Genomic DNA, 24,276 nt, shown 5'->3' with positions numbered 1-24,276 from the left:
CCCACCACTCGCCCGGTATCGAACGTGCGTTCTATACTTGGTCAGTGGGCTGGAATCAGGGACCACCGACCTGGTCGGAGATGGAGCGGGTGCTGTCGGGCCGCTCGCGCAAGGACGGGCGGCCCGGCGAGTTCTTCGGTCCCGGGGACGGCGGCGACTCGCCGGCGTGGTCGCGCAAACGGGGCCCGTACGTGGCACCCGACATCGAGCCGGAACCGTCTCACGTGCCCTACGCCGAACTGCACGCCCACAGCTCCTACAGCTTTCTCGACGGGGCGTCGATGCCCGAGGAGATGGTCGCCGAGGCGCAGCGGCTGGACTTGAAGGCGCTGTCGATCACCGACCACGACGGCTTCTACGGGGTGGTCCGATTTGCCGAGGCCGCAAGGGAATTCGGAATGCCGACGGTCTTCGGGGCCGAGTTGTCCTTGCAGCCTGACGTCGCCCGGACCGGGGTCAACGACCCGCCCGGAGATCATCTGCTGGTGCTGGCCCGCGACAGCGAGGGATATCGCCGGCTGTCCCGGGTGATCGCCGACGCACACATGTCCGGAGGCGAGAAGGGGCTGCTGCGGTACGACCCCGACCGCCTCGCCGATCACGACGGGCACTGGCTGATCCTCACCGGATGCCGCAAAGGGGCGGTGCGCCGAGCCCTCGACCGGGCCGGATCGCCCGCGGCGGAGAAGGCACTCGGGGATCTCGTCGAACGGTATGGCCGGGACGGGGTCGCCGTCGAACTCACCGCCCAGGGTCTGCCCGACGACGACGAACGCAACGCCGCGCTGGCCGGTATGGCCGCGCGATTCGGGCTGCCGACGGTCGCCACCACCGGTGCGCATTTCGCCGGCCCGCCGCGGCGGCGCCTCGCGATGGCGATGGCGGCAGTTCGTGCCCGCACCGACATCGAGACCATCGCCGGCTGGATGCCAGGTGTCGGCGGTGCACATCTGCGCAGCGGCGACGAGATGCGGCGCCTGCTGTCGGCGCATCCGGAGGCCATCGACAACGCGGTACACATCGCCGGCGACTGTGCCTTCGAATTGGGTTTGATCGCACCGCAATTGCCGCCGTTCGAGGTGCCCGACGGGTACACCGAGGCCACCTGGCTGCGGCATCTCACCATGACCCGGGCGCTGCGCCGTTATGGCACCCCGACGCAGCATCCGCAGGCCTACCGGCAGATCGAACACGAACTGGCGATCATCGAAACCCTCACCTTTCCGGGCTATTTCCTCGTGGTCGCCGACATCGTCGACTTCTGCAAACGCAACGACATCCTGTGCCAGGGCCGGGGGAGCGCGGCCAACTCGGCGGTCTGCTACGCCCTGGGTATCACCAACGTCGACCCGGTGGCCAACGAGCTGCTGTTCGAGCGGTTCCTCTCGCCCGCGCGCGACGGTCCGCCCGACATCGACGTCGACATCGAATCCGACCGCCGGGAAGAGGCCATCCAATACGTCTACCGCCGCTACGGCCGCGGCTACAGCGCGCAGGTGGCCAACGTGATCACCTACCGCCCCAAATCGTCGATCCGCGACATGGCGCGGGCACTCGGATATGCCACCGGCCAGCAGGATGCGTGGAGCAAGATGCCCGACCGGGCGCCCGACGACGTCCGGCAGCTCGCCGGTGAGATCGAGGGAATGCCAAGACATCTGGGAATCCACTCCGGCGGAATGGTGATCTGCGATCGGCCCATCGCCGATGTCTGCCCCACCGAGTGGGCGCGGATGGAGAACCGCAGTGTGCTGCAGTGGGACAAAGATGACTGCGCCGCAATAGGACTCGTGAAATTCGATCTGCTGGGGTTGGGGATGCTCTCGGCGTTGCACTACGCGATCGACCTGGTCGCCGAACACAAGGACATCCACGTCGACCTGGCCCGGCTCGATCTCACCGAGGCGGCCGTCTACGACATGCTCTGCCGCGCAGATTCGGTCGGCGTGTTCCAAGTGGAGTCGCGCGCCCAGATGGCCACGTTGCCCCGGCTCAAACCGCGCTGCTTCTACGACCTCGTCGTCGAGGTGGCGCTCATCCGCCCCGGTCCGATCCAGGGCGGATCGGTTCACCCCTACATCCGGCGGCGCAACGGAACCGAACCCGCCACCGTCGAACATCCGTCGATGCGGGGAGCCCTCGATCGGACGCTGGGGGTGCCCTTGTTCCAGGAGCAGCTCATGCAATTGGCGGTCGACGTCGCCGGATTCGACGCCGCCGAGGCCGATCAGCTGCGCCGCGCCATGGGCTCCAAACGGTCGCCGGAGAAGATGGAACGGTTGCGCCGGCGCTTCTACGAGGGAATGCGCACCACCCACGGCATCGCCGGCTCCGACGCCGACCACATCTACGAGAAGATGGCGGCATTCGCCAATTTCGGCTTCCCCGAAAGCCATTCGCAGAGCTTCGCGTCGCTGGTGTTCTACTCGTCGTGGTTCAAGCTGCACCATCCGGCGGCATTCTGCGCGGCACTGCTGCGCGCGCAGCCGATGGGGTTCTACTCGCCGCAGTCACTGGTCGCCGACGCCCGCCGGCACGGGGTGCGCGTACACCGGCCCGACATCAACCGATCGTCGGCCGAGGCGAATCTGGAGAACGCGGGACTCGAGGTACGCCTGGGACTGGCCGCGGTGCGCGGGATCGGAGACGACATCGCCGAGCGCATCGTCGCCGCCCGCGATACCGGCGGGGACTTCACGAGCATCACCGACCTGTCCCGGCGGGCGGAACTGTCGGCGCGCCAACTGGAAGGACTGGCCGGCGCAGGTGCCTTCGACCGCTTCGGATTGAGCCGCAGGCAGGCACTGTGGGAGGCCGGTGCGGCGTCGAGTGCGCGCGCCGACCACCTCGACCTCGAGTCGGCGGCGGCGACTCCGACCCTGCCCGGCCTGTCCGACGTCGAACTGTCCGCCACTGATGCGTGGGCGACGGGGATCACCCCGACGGCATACCCCACCCAGTACCTGCGTCCGCGGCTCGAAGCTCTCGGCGTCATCCCGGCCGACGGGCTGCTCGCGGTGCCCGACGGGTCGCGGGTGCTGATCGGCGGGGCGGTGACGCATCGGCAGCGACCGGCCACCGCATCCGGGGTGACGTTCATCAACCTCGAGGACGAGACCGGGATGGTCAACGTCGTCTGCTCGGTCGGACTGTGGTCGAAGTACCGGGAACTGGCACAGTCGGCGACGGCGCTGCTGGTCCGCGGGCGGGTACAGAACGCCGAGGGGGCGGTCACCGTTGTCGCAGATCGGTTGCAGCGCATGGACCTTCGGGTGGGCACCCGATCACGTGACTGGCAGTGAGCCGCGACGAGGCGTGACATGACCGAGGGGCAGGCGGGGCCATACGGCACAATCGTCGCTGATGCCTCCGCTGCGGCGGGACGTGACCGATGAGGGGATGGGAATGCCACAACAGGTGGTGGTGACGGTCAAACCGAACAGTCGAAAGGGGCCGCTCGTGCAGACCGGGCCGGACGGTTCCGTCACGATCTTCGTCCGGGAGCCGGCCACCGAGGGCCGGGCGAACAAGGCGGTGGCCGAACTCCTCGCCACTCATCTGGGTGTCCCGAAGTCGAGGGTCAACCTGATCGGGGGAGCGACGTCGCGGACGAAACGGTTCCGCGTCTCCTGAACCTGAGCCGACGCAGACCCTCAGACCGCACCCTCGAAGCCCTGCTGTCGCCACGCCTCGTACACGGCGATGCTCGCCGCGTTCGCGAGGTTGTGTGAGCGCCGGCCCGCCAGCATCGGAATCCGGATACGGTCGGTGATCTCCGGTTCGGCGAGTACCTCGTCGGGCAGGCCGGTGGGCTCGGGACCGAACAACAAGACGTCGCCCGGCGCATACTCCACATCGGTGTGGTAGCGCTCGGCGTGGGCGGTGAAGGCGAACACCCGCTCCGGCTTGAGCGTCGTCCAGGCGGTCACCAGATTGGGATGCACTGTCACCGTGGCCATCTCGTGATAGTCCAGTCCGGCCCGCTTCACCTGCGCGTCGGACATGGAGAAGCCGAGTGGTTCGATCAGGTGCAGTTCACAGCCGGTGTTGGCGGCCAGCCGGATCGCGTTGCCGGTGTTGGGCGGGATACACGGCTGGTAGAACATGATCCGGAACATGGCAGCCATTGTGCACCCGTCGACTCGTCACAGATCGTCGAGCCGCGTATTGGCCCCGCACAGCACGATGCACAGCGTCGAATCCGGTTGTGCCCGTACCGCTCCGGTGGTCACCGCGGCGACGGCGGTGGCCGTGCCGTGCTCGATGACGGTGCGGAAGCGATCCCATATCAGCGCGCGGGCGGCAATGATGTCGGCGTCGTCGACGACAACCGATTCGATGGCGGCAGAATCGACGGCGCGACCGGTGATGGTCGCCCAGCAGATGTCGCCGATGCGGGTGGCGCCCAACGAGTCGGCGGCGACACTGTCGAGGTCCACCGCGACCGGCCGGCCGGCGATCTGCGCCTGATGCAGGCACGACGCGCCGACGGGTTCGGCACCCACGAGCCGGTCACCGGGGCGCAGTGTCGCGGCGAGGCCGCCGAGCAACCCGCCTCCGCCGACGCAGACAACGGTGGTGAGGGCGCCTTCGACATCCTCGATCAGTTCCAGGCCGATGGTGCCCGCACCGGCCACCACGGCCGGCAGGTCGTAGGCATGTAGTAGCAGCGCACCGGTGTCGGCGGCCATCTGTGCAGCAGCATCGGCCGCATCCTGATAGCGCGTGCCGACGAGGTGCACCGTCGCGCCCAGGGCGCGCAGCGCCGACACCTTCACCGGCGGGGCGTTCTCGGGCACCACCACGGTGCTGGAGGTGCCCACGATCCGGGCCGCCCATGCGGCACCGAGGGCGGCGTTACCGCCGGATGCGACGAGCACACCGGCATCGGTGAGCTCTCCGCGGTCGGCGGCGCCGAGGACCGCGTTGAGACTTCCGCGCGTCTTGAAACAGCCACTGATCTGGGTGAATTCGAGTTTGAACACCACCGGCACCGGGCCGGCCGGGGTGTCCAGGGCTGCGCGCAGCACCGGGGTCCGGCGCAGCCGGCCCGAGATCCGATCGCGGGCCGCGATCACGTCGGCGGTGGTGATCGGATTCGCTGCGGATACCGGCATGGCCGGGAGATTACCGCGGCGACGCAGCTCCGCAATGGGCCAGCCGAGCCGGAACGGAACAGCGAGGATGGAACAATGGTCGTCGTGAGCGCGATACGACTCGACGGCAAGACCACCCGCGACGAGATCTTCACCGATCTCGCGGCGCGAGTGGAGAAACTACGGACCGCCGGTATCACCCCGGGGCTCGGCACCATCCTGGTCGGTGACGACCCCGGTTCGCAGTCCTACGTCAAGGGCAAGCACGCCGACTGCGCACGCATCGGCATCGCCTCGATCCGCCGGGATCTGCCCGCCGACGTGACGGCACAGGAGCTCGACGCCACGATCGACGAACTCAACGCCGACCCGGCCTGCACCGGCTACATCGTGCAGCTCCCGCTGCCGGGCCACCTCGACGAGAACGCCGCGCTCGAACGCGTCGATCCGGCCAAGGACGCCGACGGTCTGCACCCGATCAACCTCGGCCGGCTCGTCCTGGGCGAGGAGTCGACGCTGCCCTGCACCCCGCGCGGGGTCGTCCACCTGTTGCGGCGCTATGACATCCCGATCGCCGGCGCACGCGTGACGGTCATCGGGCGCGGCGTCACCATCGGCCGTCCGATCGGCTTGTTGCTGACCCGGCGCAGCGAGAACGCAACGGTGACCCTCTGCCACACGGGCACGCGCGACCTCGCCGCCGAGGTCGCCCGCGCCGACATCGTCATCGCCGCGGCCGGCGTACCGCATCTGGTGACCGCGGAGATGGTGAAGCCCGGAGCCGCGGTCATCGACGTCGGTGTCAGTCGAACAGCGGACGGCCTGCGTGGCGACGTCGCCCCCGACGTCTGGGAGGTCGCGGGGCATGTCTCACCCAATCCCGGCGGTGTGGGGCCGCTCACCCGGGCCTTCCTGCTGGCCAATGTGGTGGAGCGAGCCGAGGCGCAGGCGGCCGAGAGCCCGGGTCGATGACCGAGGGCGCTCCCGAGCGGGTGGAGCAGTTGCGCCGTGCCCGGCGGGTTCGCGCCTATCTGGTGCAGGTTCCCTACCTGCTGGTTCTGCTCGGAGCCGTCGCCGCTGCCGTCCTGGTGCTCTACGACCGGTGGCGACGCGGGGCCTTCGTCTTCGGTTCGACCCTGTTGTTCGGTGCGGTCCTGCGGGCCCTGATCCCGACCTCGCGAGCGGGCCTGTTGCAGGTCAGAGGCAGGTTCTTCGACGTGGCGGCGATGGCGTCGGTCGGGGCGCTCATCCTCTGGCTGGCAACGTCGATCGACCCGTTGGGCACGGATTGATTACACCCCTTGGCCACGGATTGATTACACTGGTGACCTCAGCGTGACATTCGGGGCAGTTGTGTGTCGCGTGGACTCCGCCGATGAGTGCGGACGCCAGCAACATGAGTGGGGTTGTCATCAGTTCGACGTTCGAGATCAACGATCAGGGCACATCCGGCGACGAGACGTCGCTGGGTGTTTCCGTGGGCGACGGGATGATCCACTACGTACTGCTGACCAGCGACGAGACCGGCCGCACTGCACTTGAATCGCGCGTGTTCGACGTCGACCCCACCGACGGACTCGATCCGGTCGGGCGCGTGAACGCAGGCATCGATCTGATGCTCGACGCCGCGCGTGCAGCGGATCTGCGCGTCGGTCCGATCGGTGTCGCCGCCCGTACCGCGACCCAGCGTCGGCGCCTGGGTTCGGGCGGCTCCGGCACGCGTCGTCAGATCCAATTGAGCTCCGACGAAGAAGCGGTTGCCGAGTTCCTCACCCGGACCGGACAGATCGACCGGTTCTCCTCGGTCGTGGTCGCCGATTGCGGCGATACCGGCATCTCGTTCTACACCCTCGACCCATCGGCCGGCCGGATCGGCACCATCGAACGGTCGACGGTGTTCAGCGGTCGGCAGATCGACGAGACGCTCGCCGACCACGTTGCCGCCGAATCGGACGAGGCAGACCGTGGCACCCGGACAAGGCGACAGCGGGCCGCGCTGGTCAGTGCTTGCCGTACCGCCAAGGAAGAAGTCGCCGAATCGGCGCCGTCGACCGCCCTCGCCGGGGTTTCGCTGACCGCTGCCGCCGTCGAGAAGGCTGCTGCGCCGCTGGTCGAGGGAGCGGGCGAGGCGTTGGCGCGGTTTGTCGACGATGCTCGATCGCACGGTCTCACCCCGGACGCGGTGGTGTTGGTCGGCGGTGTGGCCAACCTGTCGATCGCGCGTCAGATCGCCGACCATGCCGATCTCGAGGTGCTCACGCCGGCGACGCCGGAGCTGGCAGCGGCGACCGGCGCAGCCATGCTCGCGCGCAATTCCGGCGCCGCACGGCTCACCCTGATCGGTGGACGCCGGGTGCGGAGCTTGTCGGCAGTGCCGGTGGCCGTCGTGGCCGGGATCATCGGCGCCGTTGCGATGGCCGCGGTGGCCGTCGGTGCCACGTTGACCACCGGTCCCGCGGCTCCGCCGTCGACGATGCACACTGCCGACGCCCAGGCGCTCGCGACGACAAGTGACTCCTTCGGAACGTCCACGTCGACCCGCGCGCCGACGCGGGGCCCGCGGTCGTCGGCCCCGCAGCCGACCACCCCTCTGACCGGGCATGAGCAATTCCCGGGCTGGGCGACAACGGAATTGCCGTTGACCACCCCGACGAGCACGTTGACGCTCGTGCCCAACACCACGACGCCGCCGACCACACCGTCGGGCGAGGTGCCGTCCGGGCCGAGCCTGTCGCCGTTCCCGACCCTGCCCATCCCGCCCGGACTGATTCCGCCGGAACTGATCCCGAGCGTCCCGACGACGCCGACGTCGCCATCGACGACCCCGACTGGGGACACTCCGAATGTCATTCCGTCACAGCCGAGTTCGCGGCAAACGGAAGTTCCACCGCATAGTGCGACCGAGCAGGCCCCAGCGGTGACGACCACCACGACGCCGGCCGGCTGATCCCCGCGCCCGGTGGCCCGCCCGGACCTGTGCTCGCGGACGGGTCAGCGGCGCGCGAGGTCCACGGTGCGTTTGAGGAGATCGGCGATCGCGTCGAACTCCGTGAGGAACCCGTCATGGCCCTTGTCGGACCGAAGCACCTGCAGGCCGTCCACGCAGTTGCCGAGCCCTTCGGCGATCTCGGCCTGTAACCGCAACGGATACAACCGATCCGAATCGATGCCCGCGACCACGGTGGGAACCGTGCACGAGTCGAGCGCGGCGGCGATACCGCCGCGATTGCGTCCCACGTCGTGATTGTTCAGCACGTCGGTGAGCACCACATAGCTGCCCGGATCGAACCGCCCGATGATCTTGTCGGCCTGGTGTTCGAGATAGCTTTGCACCGCGTACCGCCCGCCGTGTAGCGGATCCTCGTGGCCCTGAGGGTAATTGGCAAAACGCTCGTCGAGTTCGCCCTCGAATCGGTAGGTCAGGTGCGCGATGCGCCGGGCGATTCCGAGTCCGACGATCGGGGACCGGCCGCTGCCGTGGTAGTCACCGCCCTGCCACTCGGGGTCGGCGGTGATGGCGGCGATCTGGGTGGTTTGCGTGCCGATCTGGTCGGCGGTGGCACGTGCCCCGACGGCGAGAACAAGCGCGCTGCGTACCCGGTCGGGATATTCGATCGCCCACTCGAGGGCGCGGGCGCCACCCATCGAACCGCCGAGGACCGCGCCGATGCTCTCGATGCCGAGGGCGTCGAGCAGCGCCGCCTCGGCGCGCACCTGATCGAGCACCGTGATGGCGGGGAATCGGGAACCCCACGGTCGCCCATCCGGATCGGGCGACGCCGGTCCCGTCGATCCCCGGCAGCCGCCGAGGACGTTGGCGCAGATGACACACCACTCGTCGGTGTCGATCGCGCCGCCCGGTCCGATCAGACCGTCCCACCAGCCCGGCGCGGGGTGTTCGTCGGTGGGCGGGCCGGTGACATACGAGTCACCGGTCAGTGCGTGCAGGGCGAGGATCACATTGTCCCGTGCGGGCGACAACGTCCCCCAGCGCTGAAACGCCAGGGTGACGTCGTCGATCCGTTCGCCGCACTCGAGCGCCAACGATCCCAGGCGCATTCGCACCATCTGCCCGTCGGGAACCTGCTCCCATTCGGGCTGATGCGCTGCGGACGCCTGGGGGTCGATGCTCACCGACACGGGATGTTGTGCTCCTGTCCTCGGTCTACTCGGCTGTCTCGGTGTACTCGGCTGGGTCTACTCGGCCGCCGCGAAGCCCTGGTCGAGGTCGGCGATGATGTCGTCGATGCCCTCGATCCCGACGGCGAGCCGGACCAAACCGGGGGTGACGCCTGCGGCGAGCTGCTCTTCGGGGGTCAGCTGGCTGTGGGTGGTGGACGCCGGGTGGATCACCAGCGAACGCACATCACCGATGTTGGCGACGTGGCTGTGCAAGGTCAACGCCTCCACGAACCGCTTGCCCGCGTCGACGCCACCGGTGATCTCGAATCCGATGATGGCGCCCTGACCCTTTGGTGCGAGCTCCTGGCCGCGCTGGTACCACGGCGAGGACTTCAGTCCGGCGTAGGTGACCGACTCGACCTGTGCGTGATCGCTGAGGTATTCGGCGACGCGCGCGGCGTTGGCGACATGCCGCTCGACGCGCAGGCTCAGCGTCTCGAGGCCCTGCGCGAGCAGGAAGGCATTGAACGGCGAGATCGACGCACCGGTGTCACGCAGCCACTGCACGCGCGCCTTCAGCGCATACGCCGGGGCGCCGAGATCGGCGAATACCGCGCCGTGGTAGCTCGGATCGGGCGTGGTGAATCCCGGGAACAGGTCCTTGCCGTCACGCTGTCCACGCCAGTCGAAGGTGCCGCCGTCGACGATGACCCCGCCGATCGCGGTCCCGTGGCCGCCGATGTACTTGGTCGCCGAGTGCACGACGACGTCGGCGCCGAGGGCCAGTGGGTTCAGCAGATACGGCGTGGCCACGGTGTTGTCGACGATCAGCGGCAGTCCGTTGCGGTGGGCGACCTCGGCGATACCCGGGATGTCGAGGATCTCGTTGTTCGGGTTGGAGATCGACTCGCCGTAGAACGCGCGGGTGTTGTCGCCGATCGCGGCCTGCCACGACTCGGGATCCTCGGGATCTTCGACGAAGGACACCTCGATGCCGAGTTTGGGCAGGGTGTAGTGGAACAGGTTGTAGGTGCCGCCGTACAGACGCGGGCTCGACACCACGTGTCCGCCGTTCTCGACGATGTTGAGGATCGAATACGTGGTGGCCGCCTGACCGGAGGCGACCAGCAGGGCCGCGACACCGCCCTCGAGCGCGGCGATGCGCTGTTCGACGGCATCCTGCGTCGGGTTCATGATCCGGGTGTAGATGTTGCCCGGTTCGGCGAGACCGAAGAGATCGGCGGCGTGCTGGGTGTCGTTGAAGGTGAACGACGTGGTCTGGTAGATGGGCAGTGCGCGTGCGTTCGTCGCGGCGTCGGGGGACTGCCCCACATGGACCTGCTTGGTCTCGAAGCTCCAGTTCTCGGTGGGATCCGGGGCGTCGGTGGGATCGGGGGAATCGGGGCCGTCGTTGGCTGCGTCAGACATGAAAAATAGATCACTTTCTACGGTCGGCAGGGTATGGAGACCCTGTTGGGGTCCGACCTTCGGACCCGCGCTTGCCGGGGACCCATACAGCGATCCCCAACCCGGTCATCACCCGGAGCACCCCACCGCGGTTGGAGGGTTGCCGATCAGCAAGCCGGGGCTTGACGCTGATGCTCATGACCTGGCGACAAGGATATAACACGGTCGTCGTTCGCTGAGAACCCTCCTGCTCAGGCTGGTTGGTGAATTGCGCAGATCGTTATCGGTGTTCTCCGGTCCCGGATTCGCCCGCGGTGTCCATCGAGCGGGGGAATGTGGGGGTGCCCTGGGTGATTGCCCGGTGCCGACCTGCTCCGCCTGCCTAAGCTGCGCAGATCAGCCCTCACCGAAGGACGTGGCAGCGATGGGACTCCGCACCTCGATCCGTGGCGTCTGTCTCGTGTGGGGAGCCGCCGCAATGGGCCTCGCGCTCACCGCCACGATGTTCTGGGGCCATGGGGTGGCGGCGGCGGACACGACATACGACTGCAGCGGCCCGGGCCGGGTGTTCATCGTCGGCGGGACATGGAACTCCGACGGCTCGTACCTCGTCGGTGTGCGACAGCGCTACACCGGCCTCGGCCCGGACAACCGTCCCGACGAGAACAACCCCAACCTCGGCAACCCCTACACCGTCGAGGCGGTGCCGTACGCCGCGACCATCTGGCCGCTGGGATCGGTGGGATACAACGCGAGCCAGACGCAGGGTGCGCAGAACCTCGAACAAGCCGTGGCCACCTATCAGCAGGAATGCGGCACCGACAAGAAGGTCGTCATCGCCGGCTACTCGCAGGGCGCCCGAGTCGCAGGCGACGCGCTGACCGACATCGGCCGGCATCGGCCGGTGACGCTTGCCGACGGGTCGACGTACGTCATCTCCACCACCGACGCCGGCGGCGCGACGACCGTCTCGGGCGAGCTCTACGCGGACCCGCGGATGTCGGCGACTCTCTGGGGACAGGGAATCGAACTGACACTGGTCGGGGCCATTCCGGGGATGACGATGTCGGGGCCACGCGATGGCACCGACTACGGCGGCGTACCCGTCACCACCTACTGCATCGAGGGCGACCCGATCTGCGACCTGCCCGATCCGCTCCATGACCCGATCGGCGACGTCGACGCCTTCTTCGGCTACTGGATCAAGCACGGCCAGTACCCATTCCACATGTACCAATTCCCCGGCACCGGTCAGACGTGGACCGTCAACGGTGCAGCGGAGACGATGACCTGCACCACCGACGGCGCGGTGCGGACATGCACGATCGCCTCGCCCTCGTCGATGGCGATCATCGTGGCGAACGCACTGACCGCAGTCGGCTACACCGGGACCGTTCCGGACCTCATGCGTTACCGCCTGCGCCTGCCCGACATCATCGGCATCACCCTCGCCGACTTTCAACCACCCATCCGCTGGGCCATGGGATGGCTACCGCCGTTACCCCAACTCGGCTACGGCGCATACCTGCCGGATCTGTTCGTCCTCCAGGACATCGCCAACGGTGTGCTCAACTCCGACGCCGACCTGTTCGACCACGGAGTCACCGCGTTGGCGGCCAGCGCCAAGAGCATCGTCTTGTTGCCGAGGAACTTCGCCACGTACTGGGCCGAGCGGGTCGTCGACGGGGTGCAGACAGTGCCGAGCGCAACGACGGCGGTGACAGGGGCCGGTGTCCCGGTGGTGACACGGGCCGAAAGCCCCGACACCGCACCGCCGGCGACCACCACAGCCGCTCCCACCACCACCGCGGCTCCCACTACCACCGCGGCTCCCACTACCACCGCGGCTCCCACCACCGCGGCTCCCACCACGGCCGCTCCCACCACGGCCGCTCCCACCGCGGCGGCTCCCACCGCCGCGGCTCCCACCACCGCCACCGGCACGGCATCCTCCACCGAGCGTGCCGTACCGACCGTGCCGTGACGATCGTTTCGCGCGGTCGACGGGGCCTGTGAACGAACTCACCGACCGCCCCGGGAATGCTCGCGTGCGCCGTGGTGGTTGCGACTCCTGTGTCCACACCAGCGAATCCCGAGGCGGCAGTTCCCGCCGACGAGCCGGCCACTGCGCACCCGACGACCGACGTCGCTGCGCGTGAAGCCGGGGAGTCGTTGCCGGACAACGGTTCTGCGCGTGTGCGGACGGTCCGCTGGGCGATCCTCGCGATGGCGCTCGGTGGCTTCGGGATCGGCACCACCGAGTTCGTCTCGATGGGTCTGCTCCCCAACATCGCCGGCGCACTCGATGTCACCGAACCCACCGCCGGTTCGGTCATCTCCGCGTATGCGCTCGGCGTTGTCGTCGGCGCACCGCTCATCGCGGCCCTCACCGCCCGGATGTCGCGCCGCACCCTGCTGATCGGACTGATGGTCGCGTTCACCGTCGGCAACGCGGCCACGGTCCTCGCACCCACCTTCGGTCTGCTGATCGCGGCCCGCTTCATCGCCGGCCTACCGCATGGCGCCTACTTCGGGGTGGCGGCATTGGTCGCCGCCCACCTTGCCGGACCACGACGCCGCGCGAAGGCGGTCGGGCAGGTGATGCTCGGGCTCGCCGTCGCCAACGTCGCGGGCGTCCCGATGGCGGCGTGGCTGGGTGAGCATTTCGGTTGGCGCAGCGCATTTCTTGTCGTCGTGGTCGTCGGTGCGCTCACCATCGCCGCACTCGCGCGCAGCCTTCCCACATTGCAGGACATGCCTGCGACCAACCCGATGACCGAACTCGGTGCGCTGCGCCGGCCGCAGGTCTGGTTCACCCTGCTCATCGGCACCGTCGGCTTCGGCGGAATGTTCGCCTTCTACACCTACCTGAACACGACGCTGACATCGCTGGCCGGACTGCCGGTCGGCTTGGTGCCGGTGGCCCTCATGCTTTTCGGGCTCGGGATGGTCGTCGGCAACATCGTCGGCGGCATGGCTGCCGACCGCAGCGTGTCGGTATCGATCCTGGTGGGACTGCTCTGCCTCGCGGCGGTGCTGCTGCTCTTCGCGCTGTTCGTGCAGTTCATCTGGATCGCGCTCGCGCTGACGTTCCTCATCGGGGTCGGCGGCACGTCGATGATCCCGGCCCTGCAGACCCGGCTCATGGACGTCGCCGACGACGCCCAGACGCTGGCTGCCGCGCTGAACCATTCGGCCCTCAACATCGCCAACGCCGCCGGCGCATGGCTCGGCGGCGTGGTGATCGCGGCGGGTTACGGCTATCGGGCGCCGTCGGCGCTCGGTGCGGTGCTCGCGGTGGCGGGCGTCGCCGTCCTCATCGTCGCCCTGTGGACGCAGCGACGGACACGACGACCGGCCGGTCAGCCGACGTCGGGCGGAGTGGCGACCGTCTTGGACATATAGAGCTGCTCGCCGAGCCGGTCGAGCAACTCCAACTGCGTCTCGAGGTAGTCGATGTGGTGTTCCTCGTCCTTGAGGATCGCCTCGAAGATCTTTGCCGAGGTGACATCATTCTTGTCGCGGCACAAGGCAATTCCCGGCTTGAGTCGGTTGACGACCTCGATTTCGATGGCCAGGTCGGATTCGAACTGCTCGCGCAGCGTCTGACCGATGCGCAGCGGGAGGAGCTTCTGGTAGTTCGGGAGTCCTTCGAGGAACAGGATGCGATCGGTGAGGATCTCCGCGTGCTGCATCTCCTCGATGGACTCGGCACGGGTCTTGGACGCCAATTCGGTGAGACCCCAGTCGGCCTGCATCTTCGAGTGCAGGAAGTACTGGTTGATCGCGGTCAGCTCACTGGTGAGCTGCTCGTTGAGTAGGGCGATGACCTCGTCATCTCCGCGCATGCCGCAACTCCGTTCGGTCCGGAAGAAAAATGTCCACGAACCGTAGCACGACAAAACCCCCACGCGGCCCGATCGCATGGGGTGCGAGCAGGTCAGGCGGCGGTGGTGACCGCGGACTTTTCGCTCAGTATCTCCTGCAGCCGTTCGAGACAGGTTCCACAGCCTTCGCCTGCGCCGCAGCGATCGCCGATCGCGTCGACGGTCCGCGCGCCGTCGGCACAGTGCTCATGGACCTCGTGCTCGGTCACGCCCCGGCAGATACAAACGAACATGGATTCACCTCATCTAGCTGTTAGGTGAGGGTTACATAAATTCGACTCGAAGGCAAGCTTGCCTAACCTTCACCGTCCCGGCTTCCTCCGCGTGCGTGCCCTGTCGTGGCCGGTGCGTAGTCTGTTGACCCGTGACGACCACGATCACCACCGTCAATGTCAATGGCATCCGGGCGGCCACCAAGCAGCGCTCGGACGTCAATCCCGGGTTCCTGGCCTGGCTCGATACCTCCGGCGCCGACATCGTCGTGCTGCAGGAGATCCGCGCCGACGAGGAGCAGACACGGGCCGCCCTGCAGCCGGCCCTCGATGCGGGCTGGCGGTTGTCGATGAGCGAATCGGTCGTCAAGGGCCACGCCGGGGTCGGCATTCTGAGCAAGGCCGATCCCACGGCCGTGCGGGCGGGGTTCGGGAGCGCCGAATTCGATCCGACGGGACGCTACCTCGAAGCCGACTTCGACGATCCCGACCTCGGTGGGTTGACCGTGGCCAGCCTGTACCTGCCCAAGGGAGCAGCCGAGCCGACGGCGTCGTCGACGGAGAAGGACAGTGCCAAGTTCGAGGAGAAGAAGCGCTTCCTCGGCGAGTTCGGTGAGTACCTGACCACCGCGGCGCGTCGGCGCCGCTGCGTGGTGGTCGGCGGCGACTGGAACATCGCCCACTCCGAGGCCGACATCAAGAACTGGAAGGGCAACCTGCGCAACCCGGGATTTCTTGCCCACGAACGCGAATGGGTCGGTGCCCGACTGGATTCCGGCTGGACCGACGTGGTGCGCGACATGCACCCCGGCGTGGCCGGCCCGTACAGCTGGTGGTCGTGGCGCGGTAAGGCCTTCGACAACGATTCCGGGTGGCGCATCGACTATCAGCTCGCCAACCGGCCGGCGGCGCGGCGCGCGGTCAAGGGCTTCGTCGATCGCGCCGACACCTACGACCGCCGGTGGTCGGATCATGCGCCGGTCACCGTCGTCTATGAGTGAACGCCGGCCAGAGTGATCGCGGCACGGCCGGTGGGGAACTCCGCGGCAGAATACATTGGCGCGGTCTGCGAGAATCGACGTCATGAGTGACGTTTCCGGGGCACCCGTATCCGCGCCGCGCAAGCGTGTGCTGTCGGGGATCCAGCCGACCAGCGATTCCTTCCATCTCGGCAACTATCTCGGTGCCGTTCGCCAGTGGGTGGCGCTGCAGGAAGACTTCGACGCGTTCTACTTCATCCCCGACATGCATGCGCTCACCGCGGACTTCGATCCGGCGACCTTGGCGCAACGCACCCGGGTGTCGGTCGCACAGTTGCTGGCGGTCGGCGTCGACCCTGCACGAGCCACGGTCTATGTGCAGTCGCACATTCCCGAGATCGCCCAGCTGACCTGGATTCTGCAGTGCATCACCGGTTTCGGCGAGGCCAGCCGGATGACGCAGTTCAAGGACAAGAGCGCCAAGCAGGGTGCCGACGCGGCCGGGGTGGGTCTGTTCACCTACCCGATCCTGATGGCCGCCGACATCCTGGCGTTCGACGTCGATCTCGTGCCGGTCGGGGAGGACCAGCGCCAGCATCTCGAACTCACCCGCGACCTCGCGCAGCGGTTCAACAAGCGCTTCGGTGCGGTGCTGCGGGTTCCGCAGCCGCACATCGTCAAGGAGTTCGCCAAGATCTACGATCTGCAGAATCCGACGGCGAAGATGAGCAAGTCCGCGGAGACCGACAAGGGGCTGATCAGTCTTCTCGACGAGCCCACGCGTTCGGCCAAGAAGATTCGGTCGGCGGTCACCGACACCGGCTCGCAGATCGGCTTCGATCCCGTCGAGAAGCCGGGTGTGAGCAATCTCCTGACGATCCAGTCCGCCCTCTCCGGGGTCGGTGTGGACGATCTCGTCGCGAAGTACGAAGGCAAGGGATACGGCGATCTCAAGGTCGACACCGCTGAGGTCCTGGCCGAATTCGTCACACCTCTTCGGGGTCGCGTCGCCGAATACCTCGATGACCCAACCGAACTCGACGCCATCCTGGCCGCGGGCGCGGTCCGGGCCCGGGAGATCGCATCCGCCACGCTGAAGTCGGTATACGACAAAGTCGGGTTCCTGGCACCTACGGTGGGTTCCTGAGGCTCCGCCCCGGGATGATGCCGGCCGGTGGGCGACCGACGCGAAGCGGTGCGCTTCGCCCGACCGGAAGGTGACGCGACATGGGTTCACTGATCGCGTGGATCAAGGGTCTCGTCGCGCGAGCGCAGGAGTGGTTCGCCGCCCTGCGGCAGCGATGGACGTGGCTCGATCATCTACTGCGCACCCAGGAGCGCTATACCCAGCGCCGGGGCAACCTGTATGCCGCCAGCATCAGCTTCAACGGGATCCTCGCGCTGGTGCCGATCGTGATGGTCGTCTTCGCCATCGCCGCCTTCGTCCTCGCCAGGCAGCCCGACTGGATCGATCAGATCAAGGAGTCGGTCGTCAAGGAGCTGCCGGGTGAACTCGGTACCCAGGCCGAGACGTTGATCGACTCGGCCATCAACTCGCGCACCGCCGTCGGTGTGGTCGGTTTGCTGGGTGCCGCGTTCACCGGAATCGGCTGGATCTCGGGTGTGCGCGCCGGCATGACGGAGATGTTCGGGGGTCGCGTCAGCCGGAATGCGTTGGTGTCCAAGGCGACCGACCTGCTCACCTTCGCCTTGCTGGGCCTCGCTTTCGCCGTGACGATCGCGCTGACGACCCTGGCCGGCGGCGGTGGGGTCGTGGCCACCATCCTGCGCTGGGCCGGTGTCGAGCAGACCGCGTGGGCGCCGGTGGTGTTGCGTATCGTGGCCGTGCTGGTCTCGGTGGTCGCGAGCTGGGCGCTGTTCACCTTCATTCTCTCGCGACTTCCTCTGGTGCCGTTGCCTTTCCGGAACACGTTGAAGGCCGGGCTGATCACCGCGATCGCCTTCGAGATCGTCAAGTCCGTCGGCGGGATCTACCTGCGTTCGGTGCTGAGCAGCCCCGCCGGTATCGCCTTCGGGCCGATCCTCGGTGTCATGGTGTTCGCCTACCTCGCCTCCCGGATCATCCTGTACGCCACCGCATGGTGTGCCACCGATCCGGTCAACGCGCGGTTTCAGGTGGCCGACGAGGTCGAGCCGGCCGATCGCCGACCGGTGGTGCTTCGCCCGAGCGTCGAGGTCAACCCGTTGCCGCGGGTCGGCGCCATGGCCGGAGCCGCAGCCCTCGGCGCCGCGCTGGGGATGGTCCTGCGGCGCATTCGGGGCGACTGAGGCCCGCGCACGCTGCTCGGGCTAGCTGCGTCGGCGGCCGAGAAAGCGGGTCGCCACCGCCAGCAGGATGACGACGATCAGTGCGGCGACAAGGCCGATGAGGATCCGTTTCGACATGGTCGATCCGTGGTCGGAAGTGCTTGCCGCACGAGGTGACCCGGGCACGGTGGCCGGACCCGACGCGGGATCGGTTGGCCTCGACTCGGTTGTCGATTGCGACGTGGGCCGTCCGCTCACCAGGTCGCCGACCCGGATCGCGCTCGGTGCGTGGAACCCGTACTCCAGCAACGATTGTGCCTGGGTCCAATAGTTGTCGTCGGACGTCGACAACCCATACATCTGCACGATCAGCACGGTCCGGTTCCCCTGGCGGGCCGCCCCGACGAAGGTCTTCAAGGCGTCGTCGGTGTAACCGGTCTTACCGCCGAGCATTCCCGGGTAGCCGTTCAGCAGAAGCTGATCGGAGGTTTGCATGTCATAGCCGGGATGGTCGGGATCACCGGGGACGTCGCGGCGGGGCGGGTAGCCGGGGAAGTGGTAGGTGGGCTTGGCGATGATCTCGCGGAACGTCGGATTGCCCATCGCGGCACGGAAGATCAGGGCCAGATCGTACGGCGACGTCGACATGCCCGCGGCGTCCAGACCGGACGGCGTCGTCGCGCGGGTGTCGAGCGCGTGTAGCTGTGCGGCGGTGGCGTTCATCTTGGCAAGTGTGGCGGGCACGCCCCCCAGCTCACGGGCCAGGACATGGGCGCAGTCGTTGCCGGAGACCACCAGCAGCCCGGTCAGCATGTCGCGGAGGGTGTACCGGCCGCCGGGGCCCATGCCGCAGGCGTCGCCTTCCTGCCCCCAGTCCTCGGCGGTGGGTACGACGGCCCGATCGAGCGGGAGTCCGTTGTCGAGGACGGTGAGTGCGAGCAGGGTCTTGATCGTCGACGCCGGCCGGTACCGGCCGTGCGGATCCTTGGCGGCGATGACGGCGCCGGTGTCCATGTCGGCGACCAGCCAGGCCGCCGACGTCAGGCGATCGGGTACCGGACCGGCAGCGGGGTCGGTGATGACACCGCACGCAGCCAGCTTCTCCCCGCCGACGGTCTGCGCGGGCACCGGTAACGCCGACGGCGTCGTCGATCCGGGGGCGACGACCTCGGAGGTGTCGACGGCCGGTGGCGGCACCAGTCGGTGCGGGCATCCGTCGGTGACCGGCGTGGCCGCCGCGGGTATCGCGACTGCGGCCCCGGGTGTCAGCATCAGGGCCACCGCGCACGCGGCGGTCGCCATGGCGCCGATCCGTCGCCTCGTCCCTCGTGAGGTCCCCCAGGTCACCGCACGGAGGTTACCAGCGCGACTCGGACGGGTCGGACCCGGTGACGAGCGTGAACCATCGACGGATGAGGGCGCCCGCGAGCGGCACGGTGGTCGATTGGGCCGCCCGGGTGTCGGCCAGTACCGCGGACGGTCCGTCCGGGCCGAGCGCCTCGACGAGCTCGGCGCGGTACCCCGGGGCGTCGAGCCAGTCACGCAGCAGCGGACCGTCGACCTCGAGATGAAACTGCACGCCGTACGACATCCCATGCCGGAAGGCCTGATTCGGATACCTCGACGACGACGCCAGTCGGACGGCGCCGTCGGGGATGGCGAAGGTGTCGTAATGCCAGTGCATGGCCGGGAACCCGGTCTCCGGCGCCGCCGAGAACACCGGGTCGGCGCGGCCCTCGTCGGTGACGCTGATCGGTGCGACGCCGACCTCACCCTGTGCACCGGTGGTCACGTCCGCGCCGAGCGCACGTGCGAGTAGCTGTGACCCCAGACAGACACCCCAGACCGGGATGCCGGCGTCCAGGGCTCTGACGAGGAAGGCGATCTCGTCGTCGATCCATGGAAGGGTGGCGCCATCGTTGGCGCTCATCGGGCCGCCCATCACCAGGATCGCGGCGAACGCACGTGGATCCGCGGGCAGTTCGTCGCACCACGCCCGGACGGTGTGGATGTCTGCGACGTCGGCGAGTCCGGCACCGTAGGCGCCCGATGATTCGCATTCGATGTGGCGCAGCTCGAGAACGTCGACAGTCATCGGGCAACCCTAGCGGCCCGGCCGATCCGGACCTCGGTGTCACCACGTGCAGACGGCCATCGCATGCTCGCCCTCGGCGGCGTCGTCGGCCACCGTCGTCGCACCGGCGGTGATCGTGCACCCGGCGACGTCTCCTGCGGAGATGAAGACGACCCGATGGACGCCTCGATCATCGTGCTGGCGGGTCGCCTTCTGGGGAGTCAGGGTCAGCGACCCGGTCCAGCGTCCGGAATGGGCGTCGTGGTCGGGGAGTGCGACGTCGAACTGATGTCGCGGCCGTCCAAACGCGTCGTACCAGAGCAGCTGTTCGTTGACCTGCTCATCGGAGGTGATCGTGATGGTCAGCGGGACTGCAGGATTCGGCGGGGTGTCGGCGGCAACGTTCGGTGATCCGATGCCGATCGCCATGACACCGACGGCCAGGAACGAAGCGATGACGAGCCGGTGGGGGTGGAGGTTCATACGGGGTTGGACGCGGCACGGCCGGAATCGGTTCCATCCGTGGGGAGATCCGCGGAGCAACGCATGAAGCAGCTCGGGCCCGCACCGCGTGCGGTGCGGGCCCGAGCCGGGGCTGCAGAGATGAGTTTTTGGTGAAAAGCCTAGCGCGAGAACATGAGTGCGCGCTTGACCTCTTGGATCGCCTGCGTGACCTTGATGCCGCGGGGGCAGGCATCGGTGCAGTTGAAGGTGGTGCGGCACCGCCACACGCCGTCGACGTCGTTGAGGATGTCGAGGCGTTCGACGGTGCCCTCATCACGGCTGTCGAAGATGAACCGGTGTGCGTTCACGATGGCCGCCGGGCCGAAGTAGCTGCCCTCGTTCCAGTACACCGGGCAACTGGTGGTGCAACATGCACACAGAATGCACTTGGTGGTGTCGTCGAAACGTGCGCGGTCGGTCTGCGACTGGATGCGTTCGCGGGTCGGCTCGTTGCCGGTGGTCATGAGGAACGGCTTCATCGCCCGGTAGGCGTCGAAGAACGGTTCCATGTCGACCACGAGATCCTTCTCCACCGGCAGGCCCTTGATGGGCTCGATGGTGATGGTGATCTCCTTGCCCTTGTCCGTGCTGCCCTTGTCCGTGCTGCCCTTGTCCCCGTCCTTTTTTGCCGGGAGCATGTCCTTCATCAGGATCTTGCACGCCAGCCGGTTGACGCCGTTGACCCGCATGGCATCCGAACCGCAGACGCCGTGCGCGCAGCTGCGCCGGAACGTCAAGGTGCCGTCGAGGTAGCCCTTGACGTAGAGCAGCAGGTTGAGCAGCCGGTCGGTGGGCAGGGCCGGGACCCGGAAGCTCTCGAAACCCTGCGCGTCGGGAATCTCCGGATTGAACCGGTAGATCTTCAACGTCACCATGGTCGCCTCGTCGGGGACCGGTGGCAATGGCGGGTCGTCGGAGGAGGGAGTCGGATTCTCCATGATCGCTGTCATCAGTACTTACGCTCCATCGGCTCGTAGCGGGTCTGGATGACGGGCTTCCAGCCCAGCTCGATATCGCTGAGCAGATTGTCACCCTTCTTGTAAGCCATCGTGTGCTTCATGAAGTTGACGTCGTCGCGGTTGGGATAGTCCTCACGGGCGTGGCCACCGCGCGATTCCTTGCGGTTCAGCGCACCGACCACCGTGACCTCGGCCATCTCCAGCAGGAAGCCGAGTTCGATGGCCTCGAGCAGGTCCGAGTTGAATCGCGTGCCCTTGTCGTGCACGCGGATGTGGGCGTAGCGCTCTTTGAGTGCGCGGACATCGGTGAGCGCCTGCTTGAGGGTTTGCTCGGTGCGGAACACCGATGCGTTGGCGTCCATCGAGGCCTGCAACTCGGTGCGGATGTCGGCGACCCGTTCGTGTCCGTGTTCGGACAGGATCGTCTCCAGCCAGGCGTCGACCATTGCGGTCGGCTCCTCGGGCAGCGGGGTCAGCTCCGCGGCATTGGCGTAGTCGGCGGCGGCGATGCCGGCCCGCCGGCCGAACACGTTGATGTCGAGCAGCGAGTTGGTGCCGAGGCGGTTGGCCCCGTGGACCGAGACGCAGGCGCATTCGCCTGCGGCGTAGAGGCCGTGCACGACGTCGGTGCTGTTGCGCAGCACCTGGCCGTGGATGTTGGTGGGGATTCCACCCATCACGTAGTGACAGGTCGGGAAGACCGGCACCCACTCCTTCACCGGGTCCACACCGAGATAGGTGCGGGCGAACTCGGTGATGTCGGGCAGCTTTTCGTTGAGCACGTCCTCGCCGAGGTGGGTCACGTCGATGTAGACGTAGTCCTTGTTGGGTCCGGCGCCGCGGCCTTCGAGTACCTCGAGCACCATCGACCGCGCGACGATGTCGCGGGGGGCGAGGTCCTTGATGGTGGGGGCGTAACGCTCCATGAAGCGTTCGCCCTCGGAGTTGCGCAGGATGCCGCCCTCACCGCGGACCGCCTCGGAGATGAGGATGCCCAGACCGGCCAGGCCGGTCGGGTGGAACTGGTGGAACTCCATGTCCTCCAAGGGAAGTCCCTTGCGGAACACGATGCCCATGCCATCACCGGTGAGGGTGTGCGCGTTGGAGGTGGTCTTGTACATCCGGCCCGAGCCGCCGGTCGCGAACACGACCGACTTCGCGTGGAAGATGTGGATCTCGCCGGTGGCGAGCTCGTAGGCGACCACGCCGGTGGCGACGGGCTCGCCGTCCTCGTTCTCGCTCAGACACAGGTCGAGGGCATAGAACTCGTTGAAGAACTCGACGTCGTGTTTGACGCAGTTCTGGTAGAGCGTCTGCAGGATCATGTGACCGGTGCGGTCGGCGGCGTAACACGCGCGGCGGACCGGCGCCTTGCCGTGATCGCGGGTGTGTCCGCCGAAACGACGCTGGTCGATGCGACCCTCGGGCGTGCGGTTGAACGGCAGCCCCATCTTCTCCAGGTCTAGTACCGCGTCGATGGCCTCCTTGGCCATGATCTCCGCCGCATCCTGGTCGACGATGTAGTCGCCGCCCTTGACGGTGTCGAAGGTGTGCCACTCCCAGTTGTCCTCTTCGACGTTGGCCAGCGCGGCGCACATGCCGCCCTGCGCCGCGCCGGTGTGGCTGCGGGTGGGGTAGAGCTTGGTCAGGACCGCGGTGCGGGCTCGAGGGGCCGCTTCGAGTGCGGCGCGCATCCCGGCGCCGCCGGCACCGACGATCAGGACGTCGTAGCGGTGTTCCTGCATGTGGATTCGATCTCCTAGTCGACGCGGGCCGGGTCAGACGCTGTTGACGTCAAAAGTCAAGAGGGCGTAGGTGCCCAGGACCAGCACCAGGATCATCGACACGCCGAGCAGGACGTTCAGCCAGAAGCGGGTCGAGTCCTTGCGCGAGTAGTCGGCGATGACGGTGCGCATCCCGTTGCCGCCGTGCAGCTGGGCCAACCACAGCATCAGCAGGTCCCACACCTGCCAGAAGGGTTCCTTCCAGCGGGCGGCGACGAAGGACGCGTCGATCCGGTGCACGCCGTTGTCCCAGGCGAGCATGATGAACATGTGGCCGATGGTCAGGATGATGAGGGCCAGGCCGGAGAAGCGCATGAACAGCCAGGCGTACTTCTCGAAGTTGCCGCCCTTGCGAGCACGCGGGGTGCGCGGGTTGTCGAGGCTGGCGGGCCGGTCGTATTCGGTGCCCAGCGTCTTGGCGAGGTTGGGGGAGGATGCGGTCATCGGTGCTCTCTCCTAGAACGAGTTCTCGATCAGAATCTGCAGGAGCCGAACCGCTGCCGCCGCGAACACGATCACGAACAGCGAGAGGATCGTCCACAGCATCTGCCGCTGGTACTTGGCGCCCTTCGACCAGAAGTCGATGAGGATGACGCGCAGGCCGTTGAGCGCGTGGTAGAGCACGCAGGCCACGAGTGCGATCTCCATCAGCCCGATGATCGGCGTCTTGTAGGTCTCGATGACCTCCGAGTACTTGTTCGGATCGACCCGGATGACCGCGGTGTCGAGAACATGTACGAACAGGAAGAAGAAGATGGTGACACCGGTGATCCGGTGAAGCACCCACGACCACATGCCGGGGTCGCCTCGATAAAGAGATCGCTTGCGCACCGGGTCGGGTGCGGTTTCGGTCGGGGTGCTCATTGCGAGATTGGCCTCCAACATCGTCGATGGACGCGGTGGCCACCTGCTCGCAGCAGGCTCCACCATGGACCCATGCAACAGACTCTAAACCTATGCTGAGGGAGGTCGAAAACTGCCCG

Annotated in this window: 23 protein-coding genes and 1 riboswitch; of the genes, 10 read left to right on the top strand and 13 right to left on the bottom strand. The window is 67.4% G+C overall.

Going from position 1 to position 24,276, the window contains the following annotated elements:
- Nucleotides 1-44 precede the first annotated feature (44 nt).
- Complete coding sequence (locus ACLQ3C_RS10730) at nt 45-3,302, top strand: error-prone DNA polymerase (protein ID WP_425705043.1); 3,258 nt, start codon at nt 45-47, stop codon at nt 3,300-3,302.
- Between the two features lie 103 nt (nt 3,303-3,405).
- Nucleotides 3,406-3,633: a DUF167 domain-containing protein gene (locus tag ACLQ3C_RS10725; RefSeq protein WP_425705158.1), complete on the top strand. Its 228-nt coding sequence runs from the start codon at nt 3,406-3,408 to the stop codon at nt 3,631-3,633.
- A 20-nt stretch (nt 3,634-3,653) separates the two neighbouring features.
- Here the strand turns inward: ACLQ3C_RS10725 and ACLQ3C_RS10720 are convergent, their stop codons facing one another.
- Together ACLQ3C_RS10720 and ACLQ3C_RS10715 are read right to left on the bottom strand one after the other, a co-directional pair.
- Nucleotides 3,654-4,118: a tRNA (cytidine(34)-2'-O)-methyltransferase gene (locus ACLQ3C_RS10720; RefSeq protein WP_425705157.1), complete on the bottom strand. Its 465-nt coding sequence runs from the start codon at nt 4,116-4,118 to the stop codon at nt 3,654-3,656.
- A gap of 27 nt (nt 4,119-4,145) precedes the next feature.
- Nucleotides 4,146-5,117, bottom strand: coding sequence for a serine/threonine dehydratase (locus ACLQ3C_RS10715; RefSeq protein ID WP_425705042.1), 972 nt, complete (start codon nt 5,115-5,117; stop codon nt 4,146-4,148).
- A gap of 84 nt (nt 5,118-5,201) precedes the next feature.
- Here ACLQ3C_RS10715 and ACLQ3C_RS10710 point away from each other — a divergent pair, with 84 nt between their 5' ends.
- The 3 genes from ACLQ3C_RS10710 (at nt 5,202) to ACLQ3C_RS10700 (ending at nt 8,043) form a co-directional block, all read left to right on the top strand.
- On the top strand, nt 5,202-6,068 hold the full coding sequence (locus ACLQ3C_RS10710; protein WP_425705041.1) for a bifunctional methylenetetrahydrofolate dehydrogenase/methenyltetrahydrofolate cyclohydrolase: 867 nt from the start codon (nt 5,202-5,204) through the stop codon (nt 6,066-6,068).
- Nucleotides 6,065-6,388 carry a DUF3017 domain-containing protein gene (locus tag ACLQ3C_RS10705; protein ID WP_425705040.1) on the top strand — a complete coding sequence of 108 codons (324 nt, stop codon included), beginning with the start codon at nt 6,065-6,067 and terminating at the stop codon, nt 6,386-6,388. The genes ACLQ3C_RS10710 and ACLQ3C_RS10705 overlap by 4 nt, the downstream gene beginning before the upstream one ends.
- Before the next feature lie 83 nt (nt 6,389-6,471).
- Nucleotides 6,472-8,043: an Hsp70 family protein gene (locus ACLQ3C_RS10700; protein WP_425705039.1), complete on the top strand. Its 1,572-nt coding sequence runs from the start codon at nt 6,472-6,474 to the stop codon at nt 8,041-8,043.
- Between the two features lie 44 nt (nt 8,044-8,087).
- On the opposite strand, the gene metX is transcribed toward ACLQ3C_RS10700, so the two are convergent.
- Nucleotides 8,088-9,236 carry a homoserine O-acetyltransferase MetX gene (gene metX / locus ACLQ3C_RS10695; protein WP_425705038.1) on the bottom strand — a complete coding sequence of 383 codons (1,149 nt, stop codon included), beginning with the start codon at nt 9,234-9,236 and terminating at the stop codon, nt 8,088-8,090.
- 57 nt (nt 9,237-9,293) lie between these two features.
- Nucleotides 9,294-10,646, bottom strand: coding sequence for a bifunctional o-acetylhomoserine/o-acetylserine sulfhydrylase (locus ACLQ3C_RS10690; protein WP_425705037.1), 1,353 nt, complete (start codon nt 10,644-10,646; stop codon nt 9,294-9,296).
- 62 nt (nt 10,647-10,708) lie between these two features.
- Nucleotides 10,709-10,828, bottom strand: a riboswitch (SAM riboswitch).
- Nucleotides 10,829-11,049: 221 nt separating this feature from the next.
- On the opposite strand from ACLQ3C_RS10690, the gene ACLQ3C_RS10685 reads away from it, so the two are divergent.
- Together ACLQ3C_RS10685 and ACLQ3C_RS10680 are read left to right on the top strand one after the other, a co-directional pair.
- Nucleotides 11,050-12,609, top strand: coding sequence for a PE-PPE domain-containing protein (locus ACLQ3C_RS10685; protein WP_425705036.1), 1,560 nt, complete (start codon nt 11,050-11,052; stop codon nt 12,607-12,609).
- A 56-nt stretch (nt 12,610-12,665) separates the two neighbouring features.
- The gene (locus tag ACLQ3C_RS10680) at nt 12,666-14,030 is read left to right on the top strand and encodes an MFS transporter (protein WP_425705035.1); all 1,365 of its coding nucleotides are present in this window, start codon (nt 12,666-12,668) and stop codon (nt 14,028-14,030) included.
- Here ACLQ3C_RS10680 and bfr read toward each other — a convergent pair.
- Entirely contained in the window at nt 13,988-14,473 is a 486-nt protein-coding gene (gene bfr, locus ACLQ3C_RS10675) for a bacterioferritin (RefSeq protein WP_425705034.1), read from the bottom strand. The genes ACLQ3C_RS10680 and bfr overlap by 43 nt on opposite strands.
- Nucleotides 14,474-14,565: 92 nt before the next feature.
- The gene (locus tag ACLQ3C_RS10670; RefSeq protein ID WP_425705033.1) at nt 14,566-14,745 is read right to left on the bottom strand and encodes a (2Fe-2S)-binding protein; all 180 of its coding nucleotides are present in this window, start codon (nt 14,743-14,745) and stop codon (nt 14,566-14,568) included.
- Nucleotides 14,746-14,876: 131 nt separating this feature from the next.
- Here ACLQ3C_RS10670 and ACLQ3C_RS10665 point away from each other — a divergent pair, with 131 nt between their 5' ends.
- The 3 genes from ACLQ3C_RS10665 to ACLQ3C_RS10655 all read left to right on the top strand — a co-directional run bounded on the left by ACLQ3C_RS10665 (nt 14,877) and on the right by ACLQ3C_RS10655 (nt 17,993).
- Entirely contained in the window at nt 14,877-15,725 is an 849-nt protein-coding gene (locus ACLQ3C_RS10665) for an exodeoxyribonuclease III (RefSeq protein WP_425705032.1), read from the top strand.
- 82 nt (nt 15,726-15,807) lie between these two features.
- Nucleotides 15,808-16,851 (top strand): tryptophan--tRNA ligase, encoded by a 1,044-nt coding sequence (trpS, locus tag ACLQ3C_RS10660; RefSeq protein WP_425705031.1) that lies wholly within the window; start codon nt 15,808-15,810, stop codon nt 16,849-16,851.
- An 80-nt stretch (nt 16,852-16,931) separates the two neighbouring features.
- A complete protein-coding gene (locus ACLQ3C_RS10655) occupies nt 16,932-17,993 on the top strand; it encodes a YhjD/YihY/BrkB family envelope integrity protein (protein WP_425705030.1) in 1,062 nt (353 codons plus the stop codon).
- 21 nt (nt 17,994-18,014) lie between these two features.
- Here the strand turns inward: ACLQ3C_RS10655 and ACLQ3C_RS10650 are convergent, their stop codons facing one another.
- The 7 genes from ACLQ3C_RS10650 to sdhC all read right to left on the bottom strand — a co-directional run bounded on the left by ACLQ3C_RS10650 (nt 18,015) and on the right by sdhC (nt 24,157).
- Nucleotides 18,015-19,274, bottom strand: coding sequence for a D-alanyl-D-alanine carboxypeptidase family protein (locus tag ACLQ3C_RS10650; RefSeq protein WP_425705029.1), 1,260 nt, complete (start codon nt 19,272-19,274; stop codon nt 18,015-18,017).
- Between the two features lie 55 nt (nt 19,275-19,329).
- Complete coding sequence (locus ACLQ3C_RS10645; protein ID WP_425705028.1) at nt 19,330-20,067, bottom strand: type 1 glutamine amidotransferase; 738 nt, start codon at nt 20,065-20,067, stop codon at nt 19,330-19,332.
- 39 nt (nt 20,068-20,106) lie between these two features.
- Nucleotides 20,107-20,529 carry a hypothetical protein gene (locus ACLQ3C_RS10640; protein ID WP_425705027.1) on the bottom strand — a complete coding sequence of 141 codons (423 nt, stop codon included), beginning with the start codon at nt 20,527-20,529 and terminating at the stop codon, nt 20,107-20,109.
- Between the two features lie 140 nt (nt 20,530-20,669).
- Complete coding sequence (locus ACLQ3C_RS10635; protein ID WP_425705026.1) at nt 20,670-21,500, bottom strand: succinate dehydrogenase iron-sulfur subunit; 831 nt, start codon at nt 21,498-21,500, stop codon at nt 20,670-20,672.
- Entirely contained in the window at nt 21,500-23,254 is a 1,755-nt protein-coding gene (gene sdhA / locus ACLQ3C_RS10630; protein WP_425705025.1) for a succinate dehydrogenase flavoprotein subunit, read from the bottom strand. Before sdhA ends, ACLQ3C_RS10635 begins: the two co-directional genes overlap by 1 nt.
- A gap of 33 nt (nt 23,255-23,287) precedes the next feature.
- Nucleotides 23,288-23,737 carry a succinate dehydrogenase hydrophobic membrane anchor subunit gene (locus tag ACLQ3C_RS10625; protein ID WP_425705024.1) on the bottom strand — a complete coding sequence of 150 codons (450 nt, stop codon included), beginning with the start codon at nt 23,735-23,737 and terminating at the stop codon, nt 23,288-23,290.
- A gap of 12 nt (nt 23,738-23,749) precedes the next feature.
- A complete protein-coding gene (gene sdhC / locus ACLQ3C_RS10620; RefSeq protein ID WP_425705023.1) occupies nt 23,750-24,157 on the bottom strand; it encodes a succinate dehydrogenase, cytochrome b556 subunit in 408 nt (135 codons plus the stop codon).
- Nucleotides 24,158-24,276: the final 119 nt, after the last annotated feature.

The sequence above is a fragment of the Gordonia sp. DT30 genome (assembly GCF_049844915.1).
Classification (GTDB): domain Bacteria; phylum Actinomycetota; class Actinomycetes; order Mycobacteriales; family Mycobacteriaceae; genus Gordonia.
This window is presented reverse-complemented; position numbering and strand designations above follow the sequence as displayed.